Here is a 20,787-nt window from a genome sequence, read left to right as displayed (position 1 = left end):
GTCGAGGTTCGAGATTGTTCAGGGAGTTGGCGGCGTTATGCGGGTGGCGAGGAGAAGAGCCAGAGCGCCGGTGGTTAGGAGAAGGAGGGTGGAGGGCTCGGGGACGGCGGGTGGGGTTGGCGGGGTTGTCGCAGGGGTGATGGTGAGGTGGTAGTAGTCAGGGCCTTTGATGGAGTTGGCGTAGTCGATCAACTGGTAGGAGCCGGAGTCGATGGCGGCGGTGTCGAAGTTGCCGGAGGAGGAGACGAAGGAGATGAGTGGGGGGCCGGCGAGGGTGATTCCGTTGAAGCTCAGGCTCTCGCCCGTGTTGCCGATGGTGGTGAAGAAGGTGACATCGAAGGTTTTGCCGCCGACTCCGTCGATGGTTCCGGTGGTGGTGAGGGACGGAATGGTGACGAGGTGGAGAGGGACGGCGAAGGTGAACTGTTCCGGAAGGGTGAAGGTGTAGGTGTTGGAGTCGCCGGTGATGGTGAAGAGGTCGCTGGTGTCGGCGTGGGCGGCGCGGGGGAGGATCAGGGCAGAGGCTAGGAGCGGGAGTGCGAAGAGAGCGTTGCGCATGGAGGGATTCCCTTCTCGGATTGGTGTGAGGTAAGGGTGCGCTCGCTTTTGGGGGCGTCAAGTGAATTTATGTGTGCGGTGCTGGGAGTGAGTGTAAGCTTGGTGTCTCGTAAAGACGGGAGATTTCGATGCACTATGCTTCCACGCGCCGGACGTTTCTTGCTCAGTCGGCTCTAGGTGTTCTTGCGGCTGGTGTGCCGTTGTTTGGCCAGGCTGCACCACCTGCCAGTTCGGGTCAGTCGCCTGCGCCGGTTCCGCCGCCGGCCAAGCGCACGCCGATGCCGCGCACCGCGCCGCCGTATGACAAGGCGACGATCAACATGATCGGGCCGAGGCCCGGGTATACCCCGCAGATCGGCACGATGGTGTCGATGCTGACCTGGATGGAGGGCGCTGTGCTGGGGCCGACTCGCGACCTCACGCAGGATCAGCTCGACTACCTGTTCGACAAGAATGCGAACACGATCGGTGCGCTGATGCTTCACCTGGCGGCAAGGATGATCGACGTGGATAACCTCGAGCAAAAGCAGCGAGGTACGCGAGCGCTCGATTGAGGTATTCCGATCCAAAGGCAGAGACGCTGAGCACGATCATGATCGCTGCAAACAGATGCAGCCCCATAAAGAGGCCGATGCCGAGGTGTAGTGCGATGATGGCGCAAAGCCATATCGGCCGCATTTTAGGAATCCAAATTAGAATGCAATACAAACCTTCGACCAGCAGGGTTGACCACCCAGCCAAGACGGCGAACACAGGAAAGTGCGCCAGCCACTGAAACGATACAATTCCACCAAATTGAGGCTGCATGACGGCACGCCAGATTGATTCTCCGGTCCACCAATCACGTCCTCGAGACTTTTCAATGGCTGCAGAGAGATACACGAGGCAAAGATGAATCTGCAATGTGCGCAGCCAAAGCGTGGCTCTGAGTGCAGCATAGCTCCGCTTACGAAGGCGGTTATCCAGCGAATGGCAGTGGCCCGAAGGCCCAACAAAGCAATAAAAGAGAGCGATATTAGTGAATACATCGACACCATAGACGCTTGTGTAGCTTGTGGCGATAAAAGCGAGATGCAGAAACCAGGATGACAACGCGGCGAGTCGAGTTTCAAGGCCAAGCAACAAACAGAATAGAGAGAGGACGTACACGCCAAAAATCAGGAAGACAGATGAGTCGGAAGATAGATGAAGGTAGGTGAGGTAATGTGCAATCGCGCTAAGCCTTGGGAGCATGGGATATGCGACATAGTCTCCGATCTGCCAGGGCAGGAGACCATGCTCGCCGTAGAGGCGCAAAAGGCTTCCGGACTCGCCGAAGCATTGTGTCAGCAGGACCAGGGAGGTACCGATTCGAAGGTAGGCGAATGCGGACTTTTCTGTCGATTTCAGAAATGCCTTGCCGGCTTTGGTCAAGCCTCGTCGGAGGATAAGAACAAACGCAGAAACAATCGAGTGATCGCGAGCGACGCCAAGGGTAATCATGGGCCTATCCCGGTTCGGGCGTAATCTCCCCGATAGAGAACGAGGAATTGCGGACTTTGAGTTTTGCTCTCGCGCAGGGGACGAACCTGCCAGAAGCCTAGTTTTACCTCGACCCGATCCACCGCGGGGTCTGTCTTTATGGCATCTTCGGCCAGTGCATAACCAAGCAGGGTATAGCGCTGTTTCTGCATGAGGCCCAGGCTAAATGCGATTATTCTGAAGTCCACGTCGTTGCGAACGCGTCTGTAGCGGGTGAAGTGCGTGACCGCTCCCGAGCTATAGCTGGTTACCTCTGCGATAGCCTGGCTGGCAACGTGAGGTGCAAAGAATTTGAAGGTGCTGTCAGTACCGGTGAGTTCCATGTAGGCATGGAGCCAATGAAGCGCAGTGGGATACCTTGTCCCGAGCGAAATGGCGAAGGTGCTGGTGAAGACACAAAAGACCTGTAGCAAACCCAATGCCGCAACGCCTATGTTCCTGAGGGTAGATAGGCCTATGGAGACACGCGATTGATCATAGACTGGCATCAGAACTATGCGTCCTCGAGATCGAAGAAGGTTCGTAACCCGATTACTGATTTCCGAAATGAATGTCTTCTTTCGACATGAGGCGTCCCTGCAGATCAAAGACCTGCCCCTTCGCATTGATCAGGTAAGCGTTGTAGAGACCGCGATCTACCGAGGCTATTACATCGACATACTGCTCAAGGACAGAGCTGAAGCGGCCGGCGAGACAACTGTGACCAGTCTCGTTCGTGTCGTTGGTTCCGTTGGTGTCGTTGGTGCTGCTCGTACCGTTGGTCTCGTTGGTGCTATTCGTATCGACAGTACTGGTCGTATCGGTTGTGCTGTTGGTCGAACTCGTGCTGTTGGTCGCACTCGTGCTGTTGGTGGCACTCGTGCTGTTGGTGGCATTTGTACTGTTGGTCTGATTTGTACTGTTTGTGCCATTGATAATGTACGTCGAAAATACAAAGTTGGTGGTGAAATAGTCCGTTATGATTGCGCCCTTCGTTCCTATGAAGGCGGATTTTGAAGAGTTCAACACCATGCCGGTCTGTACGACGTCAGCGAATGCCAACCTGCCCATCAGGACAGGGCGATCAGACTCGCGATCCTTAGCCGAGAAGAGATAGCTGGAGGAGGGCGTCTTCTTTGCGATGTCAAGCATCTCGCGTTTGAGCTTTGGATCAGTGGTGTTGAAGACGATGCCAGTTGCTCGGGTTTTGGCAACGACTCCCTTGGCTCCCGGATATTTTCCGGTCTGACTGCCTCCATACCTGATTACCGTCACGCATACGGTGAATACGACGCACCAGAGAACGGAGCGTCTCAGGATGGCATATTGGCAACTTCGTAGTTCAGAGGACATGATCTACCTCCACTGAGTGTTGGGACTCCTTGATCGGAGTCGGGCCCGGGGCCGGTAGTAATCCGTTGAGACACTAAAATGAAAGTTCCCAGGCCCGAACTGAGGCCACCACCTCAGCATACTGGTAAACTGCCTGACGGTTTACTGCATGTCAAGGTTTATTTTGCCATTTTTCATGGCTGCTGACTGCGGAAGCGAATGTCATCTTTTTTCATGAGGTGACCGTCGAGGTCGAAGATCTGACCTTTTCCGTCGACCAAATAAGCATTATAGAGTCCGTGATCGACCGAAGCGATGACATCAACATACTGTTCCAATGCGATTCTAGAACGGTTGTCCAAGCTGAAACGGGTGTCCAAACCGTCTCCTAGAGAGCTGCCTGCGGAGCTGATGGCAGTGGTATTCGTGGTGCTGTTATCTCCGGTAATGGTTGCGTCGCCCGTAGTACTCGCATCGCTTTTGCCATCGATCGCGCTGATGCTGTGTATGGTGTTGATAACAACCGTGGAGAATATGGAATTGATGGCGAAGTAATCAGTTATGAGTGCGCCCTTTGTTCCTATCAGCGCCGATCTGGAGGAGTTGACAGCCATCCCGGTCTGGACGACATCGGAGAATGCAAGTCGGCCCGTCAGGACGGGGCGATCCGATTCATGATCCTTCGCGGAAAATAAATAACTTGAGGCTGGCGTCTTCTTCGAGATGGCAAGCATCTCTCGTTTGAGCTTCGGGTCGGTGGTGTTGAAGACGATGCCGGTGGCATGGATTCTGGCGACGATACTCTTGGTTTCCGGAGCTTTGCCGGTCTGGCTGCTCCCATACCGGATTATGCTCACGCATATTGTGAAGACGAGACCCCAGGTGATTGATTGTCTGAGGACGACACGATGGTGATTGCCATGATGAAATATCAAGATCCACCTCACGGAGTTAACAGACGTCATCAGTGGGAGCCCGGGACCGTTGGGTAATTAGCATCGCGGAGGAAGACTAGACAGCTAAGTCAATCTGAGGCCACCACCTCAGCGTGTAACACACTGCCTGATACTTTATTGCCCTGTCAATGCATTTTTTGGGAAGAAGCACCATAGCATTAAACGTGCTCGTTTTATCGTGCGCGAAAGCAAAGTGAAGGAGTAGTGTCGCTCCGGTTGAGCACCCGAGATGCAAAGACGGTGCGGCGTCGCGGAGGGTTCTTGGGTCACTCCGGAATTCTGAAATCGTAGATCCTTCCGGCGGCGGCGCCTCCCGACCTGGCTCCTCCTGTGGAACCTCCGGCCATGGTTGCCTGCTGGCCTGTGCCCATGAAGAAGGCGTATTCTCCCGGCTTCATGGCTGCGTCCAGTTTGATCTTGTAGGTCCTGATTCCTGCGTGCTCGGCGGTGAAGGCGACCTCCTTGTCCCGCTTGACGCCTGATTTGCCGCCAGTGATACCACCGAAGCTTCCTATCTGGAACTCCCTGCGGTTCCCTTTCTTTTCGAGGATGATCAGGATGAAGTCGGATGCGCTGGCGCCATCAGGGACGTAGAGATAGAAGACGGGCTGACGGTCATTGATGACGTTCTTCGATTGCGGTCCGTTAAGATAAGCGTCCCAATGTTCGTTTCGCATGCCGTAGGTGAACATGCTGCCGGCCTTGCCGCCGACCTTTGCCTGGCTGATTGCCTGTCCCTCGATGAGAACGAATGCGTTGCTGTTCTTCCAGTAGACGCCGACCTCCGGAGGTGGGAGGCCAGGATCGTTCGAGATGGGTGTGGCGGCGACTACGACCGGGGCGGCGGGGGGAGCGGGATTAATCATCACCTTGATGACTTCGTCGGAGACCTTGGCGGCCTTGAGCTCCTTGAGGCTGTCGACGCTGGTGTCGAACTGCAGGGTTCCTCCCGCAGCGGCGGAGCGGATTTTAGTGATGATGATGTCGTCGGAGAGGCCGAGGCCCACCATGTCGATGACGTCTTTGTTTGTGATCCTTTTGCCAAGTTGCTGGCTCCACGTTGCTGGGAGGATTGGAAGGAAGAGAGCCGCAAATAGAAAGGTGCGTCGTTTCATGGGACCTCCTGACAAACTTCAGGTCGTGGCCCGGAGCCCATTGTGTGTAGGCCTAGAAATTTAGCACAGTCGTGATTAGTGGAGGCGGAGGAGGACGTCGGGAGGATGACGGAGAGCGGTTCGAGCTTCGCTCGAAGACCCACTCATGCGATGAAACTGCATGAATGGGGCACCCAATGGTATGGCGTGAGAAACTCTCTCTATTTCGTGCGTTTTGTCTTGCTTATCGTCCCGAGTCGACGTGTGCGCCCGTATTCACCCACTGGCCCTCTCTCTTGTGAAATATCTCGGTCGAGCGGCAGCTGAGAGATTCCCGCTTGCCGTCGCTCTCCATCGTGATGCGTACGAGGGAGTAGAGGACGGCGACGTCTCCGAACTCCTGGATCTCGGTCTTCGGGAAGTCCAAGGACACGAGCTTGCCATGATGTTCGGCGAAGTGCTGAGCTCCAGTCAAGAACTCTTCTTTGTCCTGCCAGTGTTCCTCTCCAGGGTTGATCGTCAGGAAGTCATCACCGATCAGCTTCTTCAATTGCTTTTGATCGTTGTCGAAGTAGCTGTCCCACACGAGCAAGCGAACAGTGAGCAACTCCTTGCGCTCGCTCTCGGTCGGCTTGGTGTGGGTTTGACCATAGCCTGATAAGGGAAGCACTCCCAACGCAAAGATCGCGACTGCGCAGAAAAGGACCTTCGTGAGTTTCAAGGGATCATCTCCTATCTGATATCTGGCTGGTGTGAGCGGAAGGGATGCTGTCGCAATCAGCATCCCTTCCGTGTTGACGGTATCCCCACAACCAGTGTGCGGTGACGTTTAAAGTGAAAGTTTCGCTTCCTCGAATTCAACAACTTGCAATGGAGAGGTTCACTCCGATGAAAGTACATGTCCAGTTACGATGAAAGTTTCGATGCATATTTGCGCTTAGTGTGAAAGTTTCCTCGATCGTTTAGTTGGCGGAGTCATATAGAGTTTAGTTTCAGCATCTTAACCCATCAACAATATTTGCATCAGAGTCACGGAAGTTGCGTACTCGGAACGCTTAATCGCGCTCAAACTGAGTCGATCCATATCACGTCACGACCGGATTTTTCCCAAACGGCGAATTGCTGGCTCAGGGCGCTGCTCGAGCAAGGCACGGCGCACCTTGAGGGTAGGAGTCATGATTCCATTTTCGGGTGTCCATGGCTACTTGCACAGGACGATAAAGCGCAGATGTTCATGGTGCTCAAGCTGGGCATTGGTGCGCTCGACGGCGGTTCTGACTTCGGTTGTGATGGATTGCTGTTGCGCTGGGGACTCGGATTCCTCGCGCTTGTTCGGAACGAGAACGGTAATGGCAAAAGGTCAAGTCATGCCGGAGCCGAAGACCGCGACGGATTCAAAGATGGTTGAAAGGGCAAGCACGTTTTCGATCTGCGATGGTGCGACGTACTTGCCTTTGGAGGTCTTGAACTCCCTCTTTAGGCGCCCCACCAGGCGGAGTCGGCCTTGCTCGTCAATCTCACCGCGATTCAGACGCATCTGTGGTGCACCCCGAGCGCTTGAACGAGGAACAAATGCACTGCACAGGACTTATCGAGCGACCATTGTCTGACCTTCATGGAACCCTCCTAGAGTTCTATTGTGGGGAGGGGAATAACAAGGCGCCGTCAAGAACAGTTAGATCCTTGTAAGGATTTGTATGGGAAGCACATCAGTCAACATAGGCACTGAAGCGCGTGGAGGCGCAGCTCCAGTTGATCAAGCATTGTCCGTAGGATGTTTAGGCGAGGAAACCCTATGTTCATGGCCTGTCGACTGACGGCCTAGGCCGCCACGGGTTGGTCGAAACTCTTAGCTTTTGCTGTTATGCTCGGGCTGCGGAAGCTCATATCGGCGGGATGCGACATCGAAAGCAATCGGCAATCGAATCGTTATTTCAAGGCCTGTCGGCCGAAGATTCGCGGCGCTGATCGTACCGCGATGCAAACGAATCGCCTCTGAGGCAATAGCTAGACCGAGACCGTTCCCTTCCGTCCCTTGCGTGTCGCCGCTAATTCGATAGAAGGGTTGAAAGATTACTTCGAGTGACTCTTCCGGAACTCCCGGACCATGATCTCGGACGGAGAGAACCCCCGTCAGTTCCGGGGTGTTCCTGTCAATCTCTAAGACGACCTCGACATCGGTTCCCGGCCGGGTAAACCGGACCGCGTTTCGAATGACATTCTCACAAGCGCTTCGAAGAGCATGTGGATCGGCGTTCTCGAGAATAATTGGCCCCTCTGTACGGAGGCTCACTGACTTGCCCGACGCGTCAGCTTCGAAGTGACTGTCGGCTGCTGTTTCCTCGACGAGCTGAGCCAAATTTACATCTTCTCTCTCTGCAGAGGATAGCCCGGCTTCAAGGCGTGAGAGCGTCAGTAGTTGTCCCATCAACCCATCGATCCTCGCGACATCACGATCCAGTCGTTGAAACATGTCGTCGGCGTCTGCCGAGTAACGCTTTTTCAAAAGAGCCACTGAGAGATTGATACGTGCCAGAGGAGAACGCAGTTCATGTGACACCGAATTCAGAAGGTTCTTTTGCGTCTGAATCAGCACGTCCAGACGACCCACCATCGAGTCAAAGTCTTTTGCCAGAGCTGACAACTCGTCAAAGCGCCTGGACACCCGAGGCGGCACCCGCGCCTTGAGATCTCCTTGCGCGACTCTTCTAGCCGTCGACTGAATGCTGTGGATCGGTGAGGCTATATGATACGCAAGCGCGAAACAGAGTAATGTCACCAGGAAGATCAGGGAGATGGTATACGGGAGGCCCTCTCCCAACAGCGCCTCCGCTATCTCACGCAGACCGGATTTCAGGTAGAGCAGCAGAACATACGGATGCCCCGAGGAAGAGACAAACCTGTAGCCAGCGATATGGGCTCGAAGTACTACGATTTGACCATTCTTCGCTGCATGCGCAACACGAAGGCCGTCGTTTGTCAGTGGCCGCGACAGCACATCTTTGTAGAATCCGTCGAGCAGGAAGAGTTGCCGCGCGCGGCCCTCATCATCGCTTTGCGAGAAACGAGCAAACGCCTCAGGACCACCCGATTCGTATGCCTTGGCAGCCTGATCCGCCAGGATAGGCGCGACGGTCGCATACATGTTGGGAGCTGAGACCTGCCTGATGCCAGTCAGGCGACTGCCGAGAAACACAATAGCGAGCATGCCCCAGGTGGTCAGCCAAAACCATAAGAAGATCGTCAGGAAGAGCCGGTACATGGGCACTCTGGCTCTAGCCCTGAGAAACCTGGCTTGAAGATTAAGAGGCAAATGTTCTCCCTTCCCAATTAGCGATTCTTGCTTTGATGTATACGATACAACTCTGCCTGAAGACAGGTTCCTAGCCAAATCTATACAAATCCTTACAGACGCTCACATTTCCTGACGGCGCGCCCTGCCCCGGAAACATACCTTTCGAATATGGATGTTCGTCTGCTGGAACTCTATGGGTTGCAGAGAAGAACGCTTCCCAACCATTCGCAAGTATCACTGGATGAAAGCTTTTGAGGGCACATCACTATGCAACTGTTTATACGCAGCATCTCCATGCTGGGCCTGACTGTGCCTCGCGCTGTGGTTCTCTCTCTGGTCTGGAGGCGAGCCTTGACAAAGGCCACGTGGCTCCGGCCACCTGCTGTTCTTACCTACGCTTCACTTGTGCTGCTGGGCGCGATCACTGCTACCACAAATGCTCAGCAACGAACTACCGAGCCAGGGACCAGCAGCAGTTCCCTTCCGGATGCACCTCAGCCCCAGTCGGGCCAGCAGAGTTCGGCTGAGCAAACACCCGCCGTGGAGGGTTCAGCGAGCGTCTCCGGCGTCGTACTGGACGTAAGTGGAGCCGCTGTTCCCGGCGCACAGGTTAGCTTGACGCATAGGGACGGAACACAATTGCGCACGCTGATCTCTGGGGGCAACGGTGAATTTGCTTTTACCAAGCTTCCCGCCGGTTCCTATCTCGTCATAGTCAACGTTAAGGGTTTTGCACCCTTCACATCTACAGAGTTCGTCGTCACGGCGCAACAGTCCTACGAGGTTCCTAATATCTCACTATCGGTTGCAACGGCAGACACGGAGGTGACGATCCGTCCCACCGACATGAGCCGTGAGCCTGTGTGGCAGGGATGACCAGGAGTAGAAAAGGCGCCTTCGGCTTGGAAGCGCTGCGCGCTCCCCACTTTCCCACACCACCGCCACGACGGCTTGAAGCTTGGCTGGCGTGCCGCGTTCGAGCAGAAACGCCCTTAGCTGGTTGATCACTGCCGTACGCCGATGAGCCAGTCGCGCACTCGATGGATCGCCTGCAAATCCAGCTGATCGTCCGTCTTGATCGGAACAAAGCGCATGTTCTTGCGTTCAACGGCCTCGGCGATCGCCTCCGCGTCGATGAAGTCGTTCTTGTCCTCCTTCACAGGAACTGCCACCACGATCCAACTGCTAACCCAAGTGAATCAAGCGGCGGACCATCTCATTAGCTCTTTGCTCTAACGAAGGTCATCGCTGATCCAACATTCCGAGTAGCTGACCATCCTCCTCTAGCACGTTTCTATCCTTGCCAGGAACTGCATACACTATGGATAGCCATGCCGCGACCGAAGACCGGAGACAAGCGTGCTGCCATCCTCCGTGCAGCCACTAAGACGATTGCTGAAGATGGCGTTGGCGCGTCCACTGCTGGTATTGCAAAGGCTGCGGCCGTGGCTGAGGGATCGCTGTTCCGGTACTTCCCGGATAAGGATAGGCTGCTCAACGAGCTCTACCGCGAACTTAAACTAGACATGCGAAGCGCTATGATCGCGGGTTTTCCCGTGACTGGCTCGCTCCGGAAGCGAATACAACATATCTGGAACGCCTACGTCACCTGGGGTATGGAGTCGCCGGCGAAGCGTAGGGCAATGATGCAGCTTACCGTTTCTGAGCGCATCACCGACCAAACCAGACAGGAGGGGCAGTCGGGCTTCGAAGACGCCACCGAAGCCATGCAGCAGTTTGTTGCGCGGGGCAAATTGAGCGATCTGCCTCCAGCTTTTGCGTCAGACCTCCTGCTCGCAATGGCTGAGACGACCATGGCGTCCATGGTGGCCAATCCAGCTAAAGCGGATCACTACCGAAGCGCAGGTTTCGAGGCCTTTTGGAGCGCGGCAGCCAAGAAGTAGCCTGGCAGGAATTTCCCACCGAATTAATGAGTATTCACTCCGTTACGCTGCATCCAATCGTCAGAATGGAGGTTTTTGATGTCCAAAGTATGGTTGGTAACAGGTAGCGCAAGTGGTTTGGGTCGCGACATCGCGGAGGCAGTTCTTGCTTCGGGAGATCGCCTCCTGGCGACTGCCCGCGATCCACACCGGTTGAACGATCTGGTGGAGCGATATGGCGAGCGGGTGCATACAGCGTCCCTCAATGTGGCAGATGAGGCGGCGGCAAAGGCCGCGGTCGCAAAGGCTGTTGAGGTCTTCGGACGGCTGGACGTTGTCGTCAATAATGCGGGGTACGGAGCTGTTGCCCCTTTTGAGCAGCTAGGTTCAGAGAGCTTTCGCGATTTAGTCGACACGAACTTCTTCGGCGTCGTCTTTATGACACGAGCGGCGATCCCGGTCATGCGGAAGCAGAAGAGTGGTTGCATCCTTCAGATCTCTTCCGTCGGTGGCAGGTTGGGGGTTCCTGGAAACGCAGCCTATCACGCGGCAAAATGGGCTGTAGGTGGCTTCACAGAATCCCTTGCCCCAGAGCTGGCGCCATTCGGTGTTAAGGTGTGCGCACTCGAGCCAGGTGGTATGCGGACCAACTGGGGCAAGCGGGCAAGCGCTGGCACACCGGAGCTTTTACCCGACTACGAGGCCTCTGTAGGCACTTTTATCAAGATGTTGGCGGGGCACTGGGGGCATGAGATGAGCGCTCCAGAAAAGGTCGCACAAGTCATTCTGCAACTAGCCTCCAGAGAGCAGCTCCCTGCACACCTTTTGCTCGGCAGCGATGCCGTGCAGTATGCCCGCTTTGCCGAGGAAAAGCGGGAATCCGAAGCCAAGGCATGGCACAACATCAGCGTCTCAACCGACTCGGAGGATGTAAAAGGGTTGCCCGATTTGAAGTTCTGAAATTAGTGCTAGCGTGGCTGTGGAGATCTGTGGCACGCGCCAGCATTCTACTATAGATGTCACGTAATTCCCTTATGATAGGCAAACGGGAAGTGACCCTCTGGATTGTGGTTATTTCCTGTTTGCCGACAACACAGCCGGAACTTAGAACGAACGGCGACATGGCTCGCTGAGTGTATTTCCCTGTTTTCGCCAACTGAAACTCTACTTCCGCATTGGCCTCGTTTGGGAGTGCAGCCGACTATTCATGCGGACGATATCAAATGATCAAACAGGGATTGAATCAGGCTGCGTGTGTTCTTCTGAGAGAGTTCTGTGCCGAGGATTCTCTGGGTGACTGCCAGACCATGAGCAAGATTGATGATGACCGTGATGAAATCCTCCGGCTTCAGGCTCGAAGTGACTTCCGGAGACCGCAGGAGATCCCTGATAAGCTCACTTCCGTCGCGAAGCTGCTGCCGATGCACTTCAACAAAGCTTTGCCGGATACGTTCGCTCCGAAGAGCTCCGGCCTCGAATTCAGCACGGAGCACAACCCAATCATGGTCCGTCATCAGGTCGGCGATGGCGTCCCGCATTTTTTTCAACCGCTTCTTGCCTGAAGGCTCGTCGTTGAGCAGAGAACGCAGGAAGTTCAGATGAAGCGCCTGCTCCTGTTGGATTACAGCGAGGAACAGCTCTTCCTTGCCATCGAAGTTGGAGTACAAAGCGCCCCGGGAATAACCGGCATCCTCGGCGATCTTCTCCGCCACCGCGCCGCCAAGCCCGTAACGCAGAAAGTGCTTGCGCCCTTCGGCGATCAACATGGCACGAGTCTGCGCTCTGCTCTGCTCGCGCGTAAGCCGTTTCCTGGGTTTTGTGTTGCCCACAGGCATCGGATCCCTACTCCTCTCGGGGCACATTGACGATTCATCGACTATTCCAAAGAGACGCATGCTACTACCGCGAACGTCTGAATCGAAGTTGCGCCACACGATCCTGAACGCAATGAACACTCTGCATCCAGATACCAAGATAGCTTATTTTTCTGGAGGTCTTCCCTGGACAGCCGATCCTGGAAGGATTCGCTTGAACCGCCTTACACTCCAAGGCCATTATGTAGGCTTTGGGCACCTAAACAATCGAACGACCAAAACCACAGCTGTGACCGCAATCGCCATGATTGCGAGAGCTGAGGTATGGCATATTGTCTGCGGCCTGCTGAAAACTGAAAAGCGGTCAGAGGTGCGCCCATCCCCGGCGTATGAGCGTTAAGCCGAATCCGACGCACGCCATTGCTGTTACACGCAACGTCGGCAGATATAGCGATCCCAGCCATGCCATGTAAGAAGAAAGCGCGGACTGTACCGCCTGTATACAAAGGCCCCAGATCCCGAAGGCCATGCAGAGGAAGCCCAAAACGAAGCAGATCCACTGCTCAACAACAATCCTGGCTGGTGGGACGCCTTGTCGTTCAGTCCCTTCCTTCTTCCACGTCCTCCGTCCGGCACTCGATGCGTGTCCGCGGTCGAGGTATCCAACATCTACGCGAAGACTGCCGGGGCCGCGATCGAAGATTTGAGGTGAATATCTGCCTTTGGGCGGCAATGTTCGGTCCGCGCCTGAATAAGCCATCGTGGCACCTCCTACGCAACAATTTCTGTTGAACATACAATATGCTTTCAAATACATATTGTATAATTAATCTTAGTAGCTTTGGAATACATCATGTATCCGTAGATCAGATATTTGCGACACAGAAAGGAACCGGATGGTGGCGAAGGTAAGCACCAGCGAGCAATGGAAGCCGAAGGTCAACCCGTGGCTGATCGCGGCGACGGTTGCCTTGGCTGCTTTCATGGAGGTTCTCGATACCTCCATTGCCAATGTCGCCCTTCCCCACATTGCCGGCGACCTCGGTGCCAGCACTGATCAAGGGACCTGGGTTCTCACCAGCTATCTGGTCTCCAACGCGATCATTCTGCCGGTTGGTGCCTGGGCGTCGAGCGTCATCGGCCGCAAGAACTTCTTTATGCTGTGCATCACCATCTTCACGGTCGCAAGCTTTCTTTGCGGTATCGCCCCGACGCTACCCATCTTGCTCCTTTCGCGTGTACTGCAGGGTGTCGGGGGTGGCGGTCTCCAGCCTATGGCGCAGGCCATCATGGCGGATTCCTTCGAAGAAAAGAAGCGTGGCCAGGCCTTCGCGCTCTACGGTCTTGTGGCAGTGCTTGCGCCATCGCTTGGGCCGACGATCGGAGGTTGGATCACCGACAACTACTCCTGGCGATGGATCTTCTATATCAATCTGCCAGTCGGCATCCTCGCGTTCTTTTTGGTCAGCCGCCTGGTCCAGGATCCGCCGTGGATCAAAGCCGATCGTGCCAATCTCAGGAAACTGGATTACATCGGCCTCGGATTGCTCACGATCGCCATGGGCGGGATGCAGATCATGCTGGATAAGGGCGAAGAGAACGACTGGTTTGCCTCCAACTTCATCCGCATCTTCTGCCTTCTATTCGTTGCAGGTATGACCGGCCTGATCTGGTGGCAGTGGCGGGCTAAGAATCCCATCATGAATTTGCGGCTATTCAAGTACAAGAATTTCGCTATCTGTTGTTTCCTCATGATTCTGGTCGGCGGCGTTCTGAATGCCGCAACCGTGCTTGAGCCCCAGTTCCTGCAGCAGCTTATGGGCTACACGGCAACCCGTGCCGGAGAGGCGCTCGCAGGCGGAGGAGCTGCCCTGCTCGTCGTTATGCCCCTGGCAGGAATAGCTACCGGCAAGTTTCCGGCGAGAAACATGGCTGCGTTCGGTTTCGTCTGCTTCGCCGGTGCGTTCTATTACACCTCCACGCATTTCACGCTCACTATGACCTTCGGCTTTGCCTCGTGGTTGCGAATTCTTCAGATGTTCGCGATTCCTTTTGCCTTCATCGCCATCACCACCGCGGCTTATGTCGGACTTCCAAAGGAGGCGAGCAATCAGGTCTCCGGAATTATCAATTTCGTTCGGAACGTTGGCGGCAGTATCTTCATTGCCATCACTGGAGCGATCGTCACCAACCGTTCTCTCTTCCACCAGGCGCGTCTGCAGGAGTCCATGCAGCCCGGCAATCCCGCCTTCGTCAACCAGGTCAACGCGCTTACCTCTTACTTTGGCGGTAGCGACAGAGGGCCCGGACCCGGCCACATGGCACAAGCTGCTATTTATCAGCAACTCAATCGGCAGGCTGCTGCGCAGGCTTATGAGGACATCTACCGTCTGCTCTGTTGGATGGCAATGGGCATGGTGGTGTGCGCCTTCATTCTGAGCAAGAACAGACCCGGACAGAGTGCGGCTCCGGGAGAAGCAATGCATTAGCAACCTCACCATCAGGCCAGTATCGCTGACCGAAATTGCACTTCTAAGGGCTGCGTATGGTGTGTGAGTCCATAAATCTGACGGACGTTATTTCAATCAGGAGATAGGGTTACATGTGCGATAAAAAAACCAGCTCGATTGGTCACGCTCAGCAGACGCCTGTCGAACGAGTTGCCGAGCTTATGACGACAGCGGAAACGGAATTAGCCGCCTTTTACGAGACAGTATTCAGACGATATGGCCTGAAGGAAGCGAAGAAGTCGGCGCAGGACTGGATCGAAGAATTGGAGACGATGGATTGGCCCGCTGACTGGGCCCTCCCGAACTGGCGTCATGTGACAATCGCCGCTGCCGATTGCCTTGCCCTCAGAATCCTCGACCATTCTCCGAGCCGGTGAGGGCCAACCGACCCCTATCTGCATTGGACCTGGATGATGGTCAATGCGGCCTCTTGCACCTATTTGCTTGGCTACGAGAACGATTCGGTGAGGGTGTTGGATGAACAGACAGGCACCCTGTCAAAGCTTCCCGCCGGAGCGACGCATCTGTGGGCAATCGCTCAAGTGGGGTCAGTCCTTTATGTCACGCATGTGCAGGACACATCCATGGAAGCTATTAATGTGGAGACGCACGCGACACAATCGATCGCAACTGGCGCGATGCCATGCGCGCTTGCAGGCGATGATCGTAATGAGCTGTTTGTCGCGAACTATGCGGGATCCTCGATATCCATCATCGACACTCGCGCCGGTACAACGGTCGCGACGCTGAACGTGGGCGGCCATCCACAAGCAATCGCAGTGGATACAGAGCAACGCCTGCTCTATGTTGCGGAGGCCCAGGAAAGCTCCGTGAGCATCATCGATATACAAGGCCGTCGTGTACTAGAGAAACTCAAGATGAATGGCCGGCCGTACGCTCTTTCAGTCGATAGCCGGACGCACCGGGTCATCGCCGCAACAGCGGGATCGATTCCGTACAAAGATCTGAAAGTTCAACGAGAAGCGAGTCCGAACCCACCTCGGTTGCGATCGCTTCGAGGTCGAGGTCGTTGCGACGCCTCGTCGAAACGTCTAGCTGAGACCATGTTCCACCATAATCACCAGCCGCTCGCCCAGCGCCAGCACCATTTCTTGTGGCATCTTATGCAGCGGTCCTTCGAGCGCCAGAAGTGCCAACCCGTGAACTGTCGACCACGCAAGATACTCCGCATCTTTGCGATCCTTCTTGCTGAGCAGGCCGCTCTCCTGCATTCGATCCAGAGCTAGCGAAAGCAGTTGAAACGGATTCAGCCCCATGGACCCCGTATTCGCTGGGTTAGGGGAATCAACCGCTGGTGGAACCGAGAAAGCCGTGCGAAACATGCCAGGCTCGCCGAGTGCAAATCCGAGATATCCCATGCCTATCGCGCGCAGGCTCTTTCGCGCAAAAGCCTGAGGATCACGTCCGGGGCGGGATTTTGCTAATTCTTCTTCAATTGCCGCAGCGAGCTGGGAAAGGCATGCCGACCGTACCGCATCCAGCAGCTCGGCCTGGCTAGCAAAGTGCCTGTATGCCGCATTTGGAGAAACACCCGCCTGTCGGGTCGCCTCTCGAAGAATGACTGCATTGGGCCCTCCAACACGTGCCATCTCAAGGCCGGACGCCATGAGTGCGTTGCGCAAATCGCCATGACGAAAGGTCTTGCGTTTCTCAATGGTGACGTTTTTTTTCATTGTCCATTCAAGAAGAGTGTACCGCGGAAAGGGATGCTTGTGGACAGCATCCACTTCTCAGTGATAGCGTATGTGAACAGTGTTTACTTCATAGGGAATACCGCTAAATGGAAGGTGCGAAATGGCAGACGGATTCATCTGGTACGAACTTGTCACCAATGACATGGATAAGACAGTCAACTTCTATAAGAAGGTAGTCGGGTGGGACGTCAGGGACGCCGGCATGCCTGGGTTCACCTACATGATCTTTGGCAAAGACGGCAAAGACGTCGGCGGCATGATGACCTGGGCTGGCGCCAGCGCACCGGAGCTAACTCCCGAGTGGTTGGGGCACATCCACACCGCAAAGCTCGATGAAGAGCTAAAGGCTGTAACAGTAGATGGCGGAACCATTGTGAAGCCCGCTCAGGACATCCCCGGCGTTGGCCGTTTCGCTGTGGTGCTCGATCCGCAAAAGGTGAAATACCTGCTCTTCGAACCCGGCAAGCAAGATGCTCGACCACGTCTGGATCAAATGGCAGTGGCCAATGTGGGCTGGCACGAACTGCTCACCGATGATCCAGCAAAAGCCTTCGATTATTACTCCCAGCATTACGGCTGGCAGAAAGACTACGCGCACGACATGGGAGCCATGGGCATCTACCAGACCTTCCGGACCGACAAGCCCCTCTACACCGGCGGAATGATGATTCGCAAAGGCCTCGGCATTCCCGAAGGTATCCCACCGCACTGGAAGTTTTACTTCACCGTCGATGATATTGAGGCCGCGCAGAAACGCGTGATCGACGCCGGCGGTAAAGTGCTTCTGCCTCCCATGGACGTACCTGGCGGCTCACGCATCCTGCAGGCCACAGACGACCAGAATGGCCACTTTGCTTTGATGCAGGGACCAAAATCGTAACAGCGATTTACTTACTTCATGCCTTCCCCGACAGCCACGTTGGCAAGGCCAGCCCATCGCCCACGGACACGCCATCCGGCCCGGAGGGCCAGGAACTGACCGTCGAGTTCACCGTCTGCGGTCGCGATTTCCTAGGCCTTAACGGCGGTCCGATGTTCATCCCCAACGCAGCACTATTCAATCTACCCAGTCGGAGCTTCGCTTCTCGCCGCATTCAAAGACGAGCCACTCACGGTAGCAGATTCGGTTTCGATTGCAGCAAGCGCTGAAGCTGTAGTTTGTTGAACAACCAAATCCTTGCCAGAGCCCATTCACGCTTCACTGATCGCGGAGCAATCTCCAGAACCGCAGCAATTTGCTCCACGGACAGGCCGCCGAAGTAACGTAGCTCACCACCCTTGCTTGTCGCGGATTCGCTTCCGTCAATCTGTTCAACGCCTCGTCGAGCGCTAGGATTTCCTCGGTGCGCTCCTCAGAGATTGCCAGCCCCTCTTCAAACTCGACACGCCTCAGCTCCCCTCCCCTCCTCCCTGCTTTATGCGCTCTTTCATGGTCGACTAACACCCGTCGCATCGTATTCGCGGCCACCCCGATGAAGTACTCTCGGTTTTGCCAATCTAAATGTCTTCTGGTCAAACGCAGGTAGCCGTGGCTCATGTGTCCAGGGAATGCCGTTTCCGCACCCAGTGCCCACACGAGGATGATTCCGCCACGGCGCCACTCGCCGAGTTTCTGACCGAAATGGTGGGTGATGTCCAGATGCGCGTTGGTTGGTGACCTTTTCGTAAAGAGTGGCGATCGCTTCCGGATCGGAAACGTCGCTTCGGAAGGTGCGAATTTTTGGAAAGGCCGCTTTCGCACGGTCCATCTTAGCTTGATCGCGGCCCGTGATAAGAATCGTGTTACCCAGTGCCGTGAGTTGTTTGGTGAGTTCGTACCCGATGCCGCTGGCACCGCCGGTGATCAAAATCGTATTGCTCCTGAGCTTCATAATTAAATACCCGGTAAGTTTTCTCATGGCATTGTTTTCCATGCCGTTCCTCGTCGTTCGTTATGCTCTGCCGAGGCCTCGGCGGTAAAATCCGATCCGCCCTTACATCGCGCGAATCCAGTCTTTGAGCCGCCCAGTCTCTAGCGCGACCAGAGCGGGCTCCTCGAAGCTGTTCGACAGCACAGCTATGCCTTGCAAGGCCGACAACAGATGAATCGCGAGACCCCGCACGTCGTCGTTACCGCCCATCGCGCGGAACTGTGCTTCGATCCACGCCAAGTGCTCCGTAAAGAGCACCGCGGCCAGCTTAGCCAGTGCTCCCCCCTCCTTGCGCAGTTCGGTACAGAGCGTTCCAACTGAACAACCACCTCGCGCGAGCGCCCGTGCGTTTTCAGCTGTCATCTGCACGCAAGCATATAGCCGTTCTTTGGGAGAGTCCATTTCCTCCCACGATTGTCGCGACGTTTCCAGTTGCTTCAGATGGTGCTCGACAATCGCTGCTGCGAGTTCGTCTTTCGTTTTGAAGTAGTAGTAAACGTTGCCCAGCGGCACTTGCGCTTCTTCGGCGATATCCGCAAGAGTGGTCTTCCGGAACCCCTGCCGGTAGGCAAGTTTGGCTGCGGTCTGAATCAGCCGCGATCGCTTGTCGGTCTTGTTCTTTTGCATAGAGGAATGTAAGTCAGCTAACTAACTATCAAATATAGCACGCTTGAGGAACCTTGTGAACTCCACGCCGATTTGCGGCACACCTGGGACAACCGCTTTACGCCCATCGAGGAGATGAGCGCCTCGGGCTCCGGCATGGAGGTTGCACCGGCGCAGACGATGGCTCACTTTCGCGGTTGGAATCCCCTGATTGCGCTACAGATTGAGTATTCGTTGACGCGATGGGGAGTTCTCGTCCGGGCTCTCCATCCCGCATTTCAGTACCGGAAACGCCGTAGTGGTCATCGTTCTCCAACATCGAGGTGTTCATTAGATTCCAGGAGACTGGCCGACTTATGGGTATCGTGATTATCAATCTTGTCACTTTGCTAGAAGGCCGTATGTAATGGGTGGTCTCCGCGGCGAATCCTCTCGATGTTGCCAGCTACAGCCTTCGCAATCATCTCGAACGAAGCTTCAGTGACGCCACCGACGTGTGGCATTGCGATGACGTTGGGTAGAGTCAGTATCGGATCATTCGTTGGCAGAGGTTCCTCCCAGAAGACATCAAGACCTGCGCCTGCGAGATGCCCGCAAGCAAGCTGTGAGTACAGCGCTTCAATCACACCCCCGCGTGCACATAGGACATGCTCGCTCGCGTTGCGGGCCGAACATCATGCTGTAGATAACGAGGGTGTCCTTGTCGCCGAAGAGCTGAGAGAGGCGGACCGCGCCGTCATGGCCTTCGAAGGTATAGTCTTCGGGGACGCCACCGCCCAGGGGAAGGGCGCGGCGGAGTGCGGCGACGCGCTCGATGTGGCGCCGGAGCTCGATTTCTTTGGCAAGGAGCACGTTGCGAGCCTGGCGGTATTCAGTGCTCTCGTTGGGGAAGCGCGCTTTGTTCTTTGCGGCGAGTTCTGCTGCGGGGATGAGGATGGTGTTGTCGGCCATTCGGTTCTCCTCCATGAGAAGTGCCATGCGCGCGATCATTCTAATGACGTAGGAACCTGGCCGTCACGGATCTCTGTGGCAAGATAGGTAGGCACCTAGGGATTTGGGACGGTAACCGCGCCTCGTTAGCTCTCGCAATGGGAGCGTATGGGTCGATCAAAAAGGTCCAAAAAAGGTCCAATAAGGGGCTTTTGCGTGTAGTCAGTGGCGTAGAGTGTGGTCTGTATCATCTGGTTTCAATGAGTTGCGGGACGTTGCCGAAATGGCATGGAAGAGGTCATCTCCAGTACCTGTTTGAAATTCAAAATGTTCAAAGCCTCGTTCTCTAACTGTTGCCGAATGGACGGTTATCGGCAAAAGGGGGCGAGTCGTTCCGGAGGACCACCGTACTGAGGTGCCTCTCATAATTATTGAGACCGACAACATTGGAGCTACGGAGATGCGGGTGCAGCAGGCCGGCGGCACAATCACTCTTGCCACTTTCGAATTTCCGGGCGGTCGGCGTTTGCACTTCATCAGGTCAAGAACATCAGTGCCGGAAAGTCGGCTTGTCGTCAACAATCCATCTTATTGAAAAGTCACTTGCCAAATCTTTCGGTATAGGAGTATTTTTCATTGGCGCAAGTTAATCTTCACTATTGAAAATTGAAAAGTGAGGACTGA

Annotated in this window: 22 protein-coding genes and 3 pseudogenes; 9 read left to right on the top strand and 16 right to left on the bottom strand. The window is 55.2% G+C overall.

The window, feature by feature from the left end:
* Nucleotides 1-18: 18 nt before the first annotated feature.
* A complete protein-coding gene (locus HDF09_RS15300) occupies nt 19-558 on the bottom strand; it encodes a PEP-CTERM sorting domain-containing protein (RefSeq protein WP_183767832.1) in 540 nt (179 codons plus the stop codon).
* Nucleotides 559-686: 128 nt separating this feature from the next.
* Between HDF09_RS15300 and HDF09_RS20855 the strand changes: the two genes are divergently transcribed.
* Nucleotides 687-1,112 carry a hypothetical protein gene (locus HDF09_RS20855; RefSeq protein ID WP_260181335.1) on the top strand — a complete coding sequence of 142 codons (426 nt, stop codon included), beginning with the start codon at nt 687-689 and terminating at the stop codon, nt 1,110-1,112.
* A 37-nt stretch (nt 1,113-1,149) separates the two neighbouring features.
* On the opposite strand, the pseudogene HDF09_RS21380 reads toward HDF09_RS20855, so the two are convergent.
* From HDF09_RS21380 to HDF09_RS15270, 6 genes and pseudogenes are all read right to left on the bottom strand, one after another.
* Nucleotides 1,150-1,791: pseudogene (locus HDF09_RS21380) on the bottom strand (HTTM domain-containing protein); the annotation flags it as partial.
* Between the two features lie 245 nt (nt 1,792-2,036).
* Entirely contained in the window at nt 2,037-2,567 is a 531-nt protein-coding gene (locus tag HDF09_RS15290) for a hypothetical protein (RefSeq protein WP_183767821.1), read from the bottom strand.
* Between the two features lie 43 nt (nt 2,568-2,610).
* Nucleotides 2,611-3,411: a hypothetical protein gene (locus tag HDF09_RS15285; RefSeq protein ID WP_183767819.1), complete on the bottom strand. Its 801-nt coding sequence runs from the start codon at nt 3,409-3,411 to the stop codon at nt 2,611-2,613.
* A gap of 173 nt (nt 3,412-3,584) precedes the next feature.
* Entirely contained in the window at nt 3,585-4,325 is a 741-nt protein-coding gene (locus HDF09_RS15280) for a hypothetical protein (protein ID WP_183767817.1), read from the bottom strand.
* A 287-nt stretch (nt 4,326-4,612) separates the two neighbouring features.
* Nucleotides 4,613-5,461: a hypothetical protein gene (locus tag HDF09_RS15275; RefSeq protein WP_183767815.1), complete on the bottom strand. Its 849-nt coding sequence runs from the start codon at nt 5,459-5,461 to the stop codon at nt 4,613-4,615.
* Nucleotides 5,462-5,684: 223 nt separating this feature from the next.
* Complete coding sequence (locus HDF09_RS15270; RefSeq protein WP_183767813.1) at nt 5,685-6,161, bottom strand: nuclear transport factor 2 family protein; 477 nt, start codon at nt 6,159-6,161, stop codon at nt 5,685-5,687.
* Between the two features lie 507 nt (nt 6,162-6,668).
* On the opposite strand from HDF09_RS15270, the gene HDF09_RS15265 reads away from it, so the two are divergent.
* Nucleotides 6,669-6,848, top strand: a complete 180-nt coding sequence (locus HDF09_RS15265; RefSeq protein ID WP_183767811.1) for a hypothetical protein — start codon at nt 6,669-6,671, stop codon at nt 6,846-6,848.
* A gap of 441 nt (nt 6,849-7,289) precedes the next feature.
* Here HDF09_RS15265 and HDF09_RS15260 read toward each other — a convergent pair whose 3' ends face one another.
* A complete protein-coding gene (locus HDF09_RS15260) occupies nt 7,290-8,702 on the bottom strand; it encodes an ATP-binding protein (protein WP_183767809.1) in 1,413 nt (470 codons plus the stop codon).
* A gap of 384 nt (nt 8,703-9,086) precedes the next feature.
* Between HDF09_RS15260 and HDF09_RS15255 the strand changes: the two genes are divergently transcribed.
* Entirely contained in the window at nt 9,087-9,611 is a 525-nt protein-coding gene (locus HDF09_RS15255; RefSeq protein ID WP_183767807.1) for a carboxypeptidase-like regulatory domain-containing protein, read from the top strand.
* A gap of 93 nt (nt 9,612-9,704) precedes the next feature.
* On the opposite strand, the pseudogene HDF09_RS15250 reads toward HDF09_RS15255, so the two are convergent.
* Nucleotides 9,705-9,892: pseudogene (locus tag HDF09_RS15250) on the bottom strand (IS110 family transposase); the annotation flags it as partial.
* Between the two features lie 174 nt (nt 9,893-10,066).
* On the opposite strand from HDF09_RS15250, the gene HDF09_RS15245 reads away from it, so the two are divergent.
* Nucleotides 10,067-10,639, top strand: a complete 573-nt coding sequence (locus HDF09_RS15245; protein ID WP_183767805.1) for a TetR/AcrR family transcriptional regulator — start codon at nt 10,067-10,069, stop codon at nt 10,637-10,639.
* Nucleotides 10,640-10,717: 78 nt separating this feature from the next.
* Complete coding sequence (locus tag HDF09_RS15240) at nt 10,718-11,578, top strand: SDR family NAD(P)-dependent oxidoreductase (RefSeq protein ID WP_183767803.1); 861 nt, start codon at nt 10,718-10,720, stop codon at nt 11,576-11,578.
* A gap of 245 nt (nt 11,579-11,823) precedes the next feature.
* Here HDF09_RS15240 and HDF09_RS15235 read toward each other — a convergent pair whose 3' ends face one another.
* A complete protein-coding gene (locus HDF09_RS15235) occupies nt 11,824-12,384 on the bottom strand; it encodes a TetR/AcrR family transcriptional regulator (RefSeq protein WP_183767801.1) in 561 nt (186 codons plus the stop codon).
* Nucleotides 12,385-13,328: 944 nt separating this feature from the next.
* On the opposite strand from HDF09_RS15235, the gene HDF09_RS15230 reads away from it, so the two are divergent.
* Together HDF09_RS15230 and HDF09_RS15225 are read left to right on the top strand one after the other, a co-directional pair.
* On the top strand, nt 13,329-14,921 hold the full coding sequence (locus HDF09_RS15230; RefSeq protein ID WP_183767799.1) for a DHA2 family efflux MFS transporter permease subunit: 1,593 nt from the start codon (nt 13,329-13,331) through the stop codon (nt 14,919-14,921).
* A gap of 113 nt (nt 14,922-15,034) precedes the next feature.
* A complete protein-coding gene (locus HDF09_RS15225; RefSeq protein WP_183767797.1) occupies nt 15,035-15,319 on the top strand; it encodes a hypothetical protein in 285 nt (94 codons plus the stop codon).
* 675 nt (nt 15,320-15,994) lie between these two features.
* Here the strand turns inward: HDF09_RS15225 and HDF09_RS15220 are convergent.
* On the bottom strand, nt 15,995-16,636 hold the full coding sequence (locus HDF09_RS15220) for a TetR/AcrR family transcriptional regulator (RefSeq protein ID WP_183767795.1): 642 nt from the start codon (nt 16,634-16,636) through the stop codon (nt 15,995-15,997).
* Nucleotides 16,637-16,757: 121 nt separating this feature from the next.
* Between HDF09_RS15220 and HDF09_RS15215 the strand changes: the two genes are divergently transcribed.
* Nucleotides 16,758-17,537, top strand: a complete 780-nt coding sequence (locus HDF09_RS15215) for a VOC family protein (RefSeq protein ID WP_183767793.1) — start codon at nt 16,758-16,760, stop codon at nt 17,535-17,537.
* Nucleotides 17,531-17,806: a VOC family protein gene (locus HDF09_RS15210; RefSeq protein ID WP_183767929.1), complete on the top strand. Its 276-nt coding sequence runs from the start codon at nt 17,531-17,533 to the stop codon at nt 17,804-17,806. The genes HDF09_RS15215 and HDF09_RS15210 overlap by 7 nt, the downstream gene beginning before the upstream one ends.
* On the opposite strand, the pseudogene HDF09_RS21375 reads toward HDF09_RS15210, so the two are convergent.
* The 5 genes and pseudogenes from HDF09_RS21375 to HDF09_RS15185 form a co-directional block, all read right to left on the bottom strand.
* Nucleotides 17,767-18,194, bottom strand: a pseudogene (locus HDF09_RS21375) (ECF-type sigma factor). The gene HDF09_RS15210 and the pseudogene HDF09_RS21375 overlap by 40 nt on opposite strands.
* Nucleotides 18,085-18,570: an SDR family NAD(P)-dependent oxidoreductase gene (locus tag HDF09_RS15200; RefSeq protein WP_221270158.1), complete on the bottom strand. Its 486-nt coding sequence runs from the start codon at nt 18,568-18,570 to the stop codon at nt 18,085-18,087. Before HDF09_RS15200 ends, HDF09_RS21375 begins: the two are co-directional and overlap by 110 nt.
* A 60-nt stretch (nt 18,571-18,630) precedes the next feature.
* Entirely contained in the window at nt 18,631-19,194 is a 564-nt protein-coding gene (locus HDF09_RS15195; RefSeq protein ID WP_183767791.1) for a TetR/AcrR family transcriptional regulator, read from the bottom strand.
* Between the two features lie 368 nt (nt 19,195-19,562).
* Complete coding sequence (locus tag HDF09_RS15190) at nt 19,563-19,799, bottom strand: NAD(P)-dependent oxidoreductase (protein ID WP_311719648.1); 237 nt, start codon at nt 19,797-19,799, stop codon at nt 19,563-19,565.
* Entirely contained in the window at nt 19,792-20,151 is a 360-nt protein-coding gene (locus tag HDF09_RS15185; protein WP_260181334.1) for a DUF899 family protein, read from the bottom strand. Before HDF09_RS15185 ends, HDF09_RS15190 begins: the two co-directional genes overlap by 8 nt.
* Between the last annotated feature and the right edge of the window lie 636 nt (nt 20,152-20,787).

Source organism: Edaphobacter lichenicola (assembly GCF_014201315.1).
Taxonomy (GTDB): Bacteria; Acidobacteriota; Terriglobia; order Terriglobales; family Acidobacteriaceae; genus Edaphobacter; species Edaphobacter lichenicola_B.
The sequence above is the reverse complement of the archived record's forward strand: the minus strand, read 5'-3'. Positions and strand labels throughout refer to the sequence as shown.

Bases quoted from the DNA above. Each gene is read 5' to 3' on its own strand.
- HDF09_RS20855 (WP_260181335.1), top strand. From the start codon at position 687: ATGCACTATGCTTCCACGCGCCGGACGTTTCTTGCTCAGTCGGCTCTA.
- HDF09_RS15230 (WP_183767799.1), top strand. From the start codon at position 13,329: ATGGTGGCGAAGGTAAGCACCAGCGAGCAATGGAAGCCGAAGGTCAAC.
- HDF09_RS15220 (WP_183767795.1), bottom strand. From the start codon at position 16,636: ATGAAAAAAAACGTCACCATTGAGAAACGCAAGACCTTTCGTCATGGC.
- HDF09_RS15275 (WP_183767815.1), bottom strand. From the start codon at position 5,461: ATGAAACGACGCACCTTTCTATTTGCGGCTCTCTTCCTTCCAATCCTC.
- HDF09_RS15245 (WP_183767805.1), top strand. From the start codon at position 10,067: ATGCCGCGACCGAAGACCGGAGACAAGCGTGCTGCCATCCTCCGTGCA.
- HDF09_RS15260 (WP_183767809.1), bottom strand. From the start codon at position 8,702: ATGTACCGGCTCTTCCTGACGATCTTCTTATGGTTTTGGCTGACCACC.
- HDF09_RS15185 (WP_260181334.1), bottom strand. From the start codon at position 20,151: ATGGCACTTCTCATGGAGGAGAACCGAATGGCCGACAACACCATCCTC.
- HDF09_RS15215 (WP_183767793.1), top strand. From the start codon at position 16,758: ATGGCAGACGGATTCATCTGGTACGAACTTGTCACCAATGACATGGAT.
- HDF09_RS15240 (WP_183767803.1), top strand. From the start codon at position 10,718: ATGTCCAAAGTATGGTTGGTAACAGGTAGCGCAAGTGGTTTGGGTCGC.
- HDF09_RS15285 (WP_183767819.1), bottom strand. From the start codon at position 3,411: ATGTCCTCTGAACTACGAAGTTGCCAATATGCCATCCTGAGACGCTCC.
- HDF09_RS15195 (WP_183767791.1), bottom strand. From the start codon at position 19,194: ATGCAAAAGAACAAGACCGACAAGCGATCGCGGCTGATTCAGACCGCA.
- HDF09_RS15290 (WP_183767821.1), bottom strand. From the start codon at position 2,567: ATGCCAGTCTATGATCAATCGCGTGTCTCCATAGGCCTATCTACCCTC.
- HDF09_RS15265 (WP_183767811.1), top strand. From the start codon at position 6,669: ATGTTCATGGTGCTCAAGCTGGGCATTGGTGCGCTCGACGGCGGTTCT.
- HDF09_RS15200 (WP_221270158.1), bottom strand. From the start codon at position 18,570: ATGGAAAACAATGCCATGAGAAAACTTACCGGGTATTTAATTATGAAG.
- HDF09_RS15300 (WP_183767832.1), bottom strand. From the start codon at position 558: ATGCGCAACGCTCTCTTCGCACTCCCGCTCCTAGCCTCTGCCCTGATC.
- HDF09_RS15235 (WP_183767801.1), bottom strand. From the start codon at position 12,384: ATGTTGATCGCCGAAGGGCGCAAGCACTTTCTGCGTTACGGGCTTGGC.
- HDF09_RS15225 (WP_183767797.1), top strand. From the start codon at position 15,035: ATGTGCGATAAAAAAACCAGCTCGATTGGTCACGCTCAGCAGACGCCT.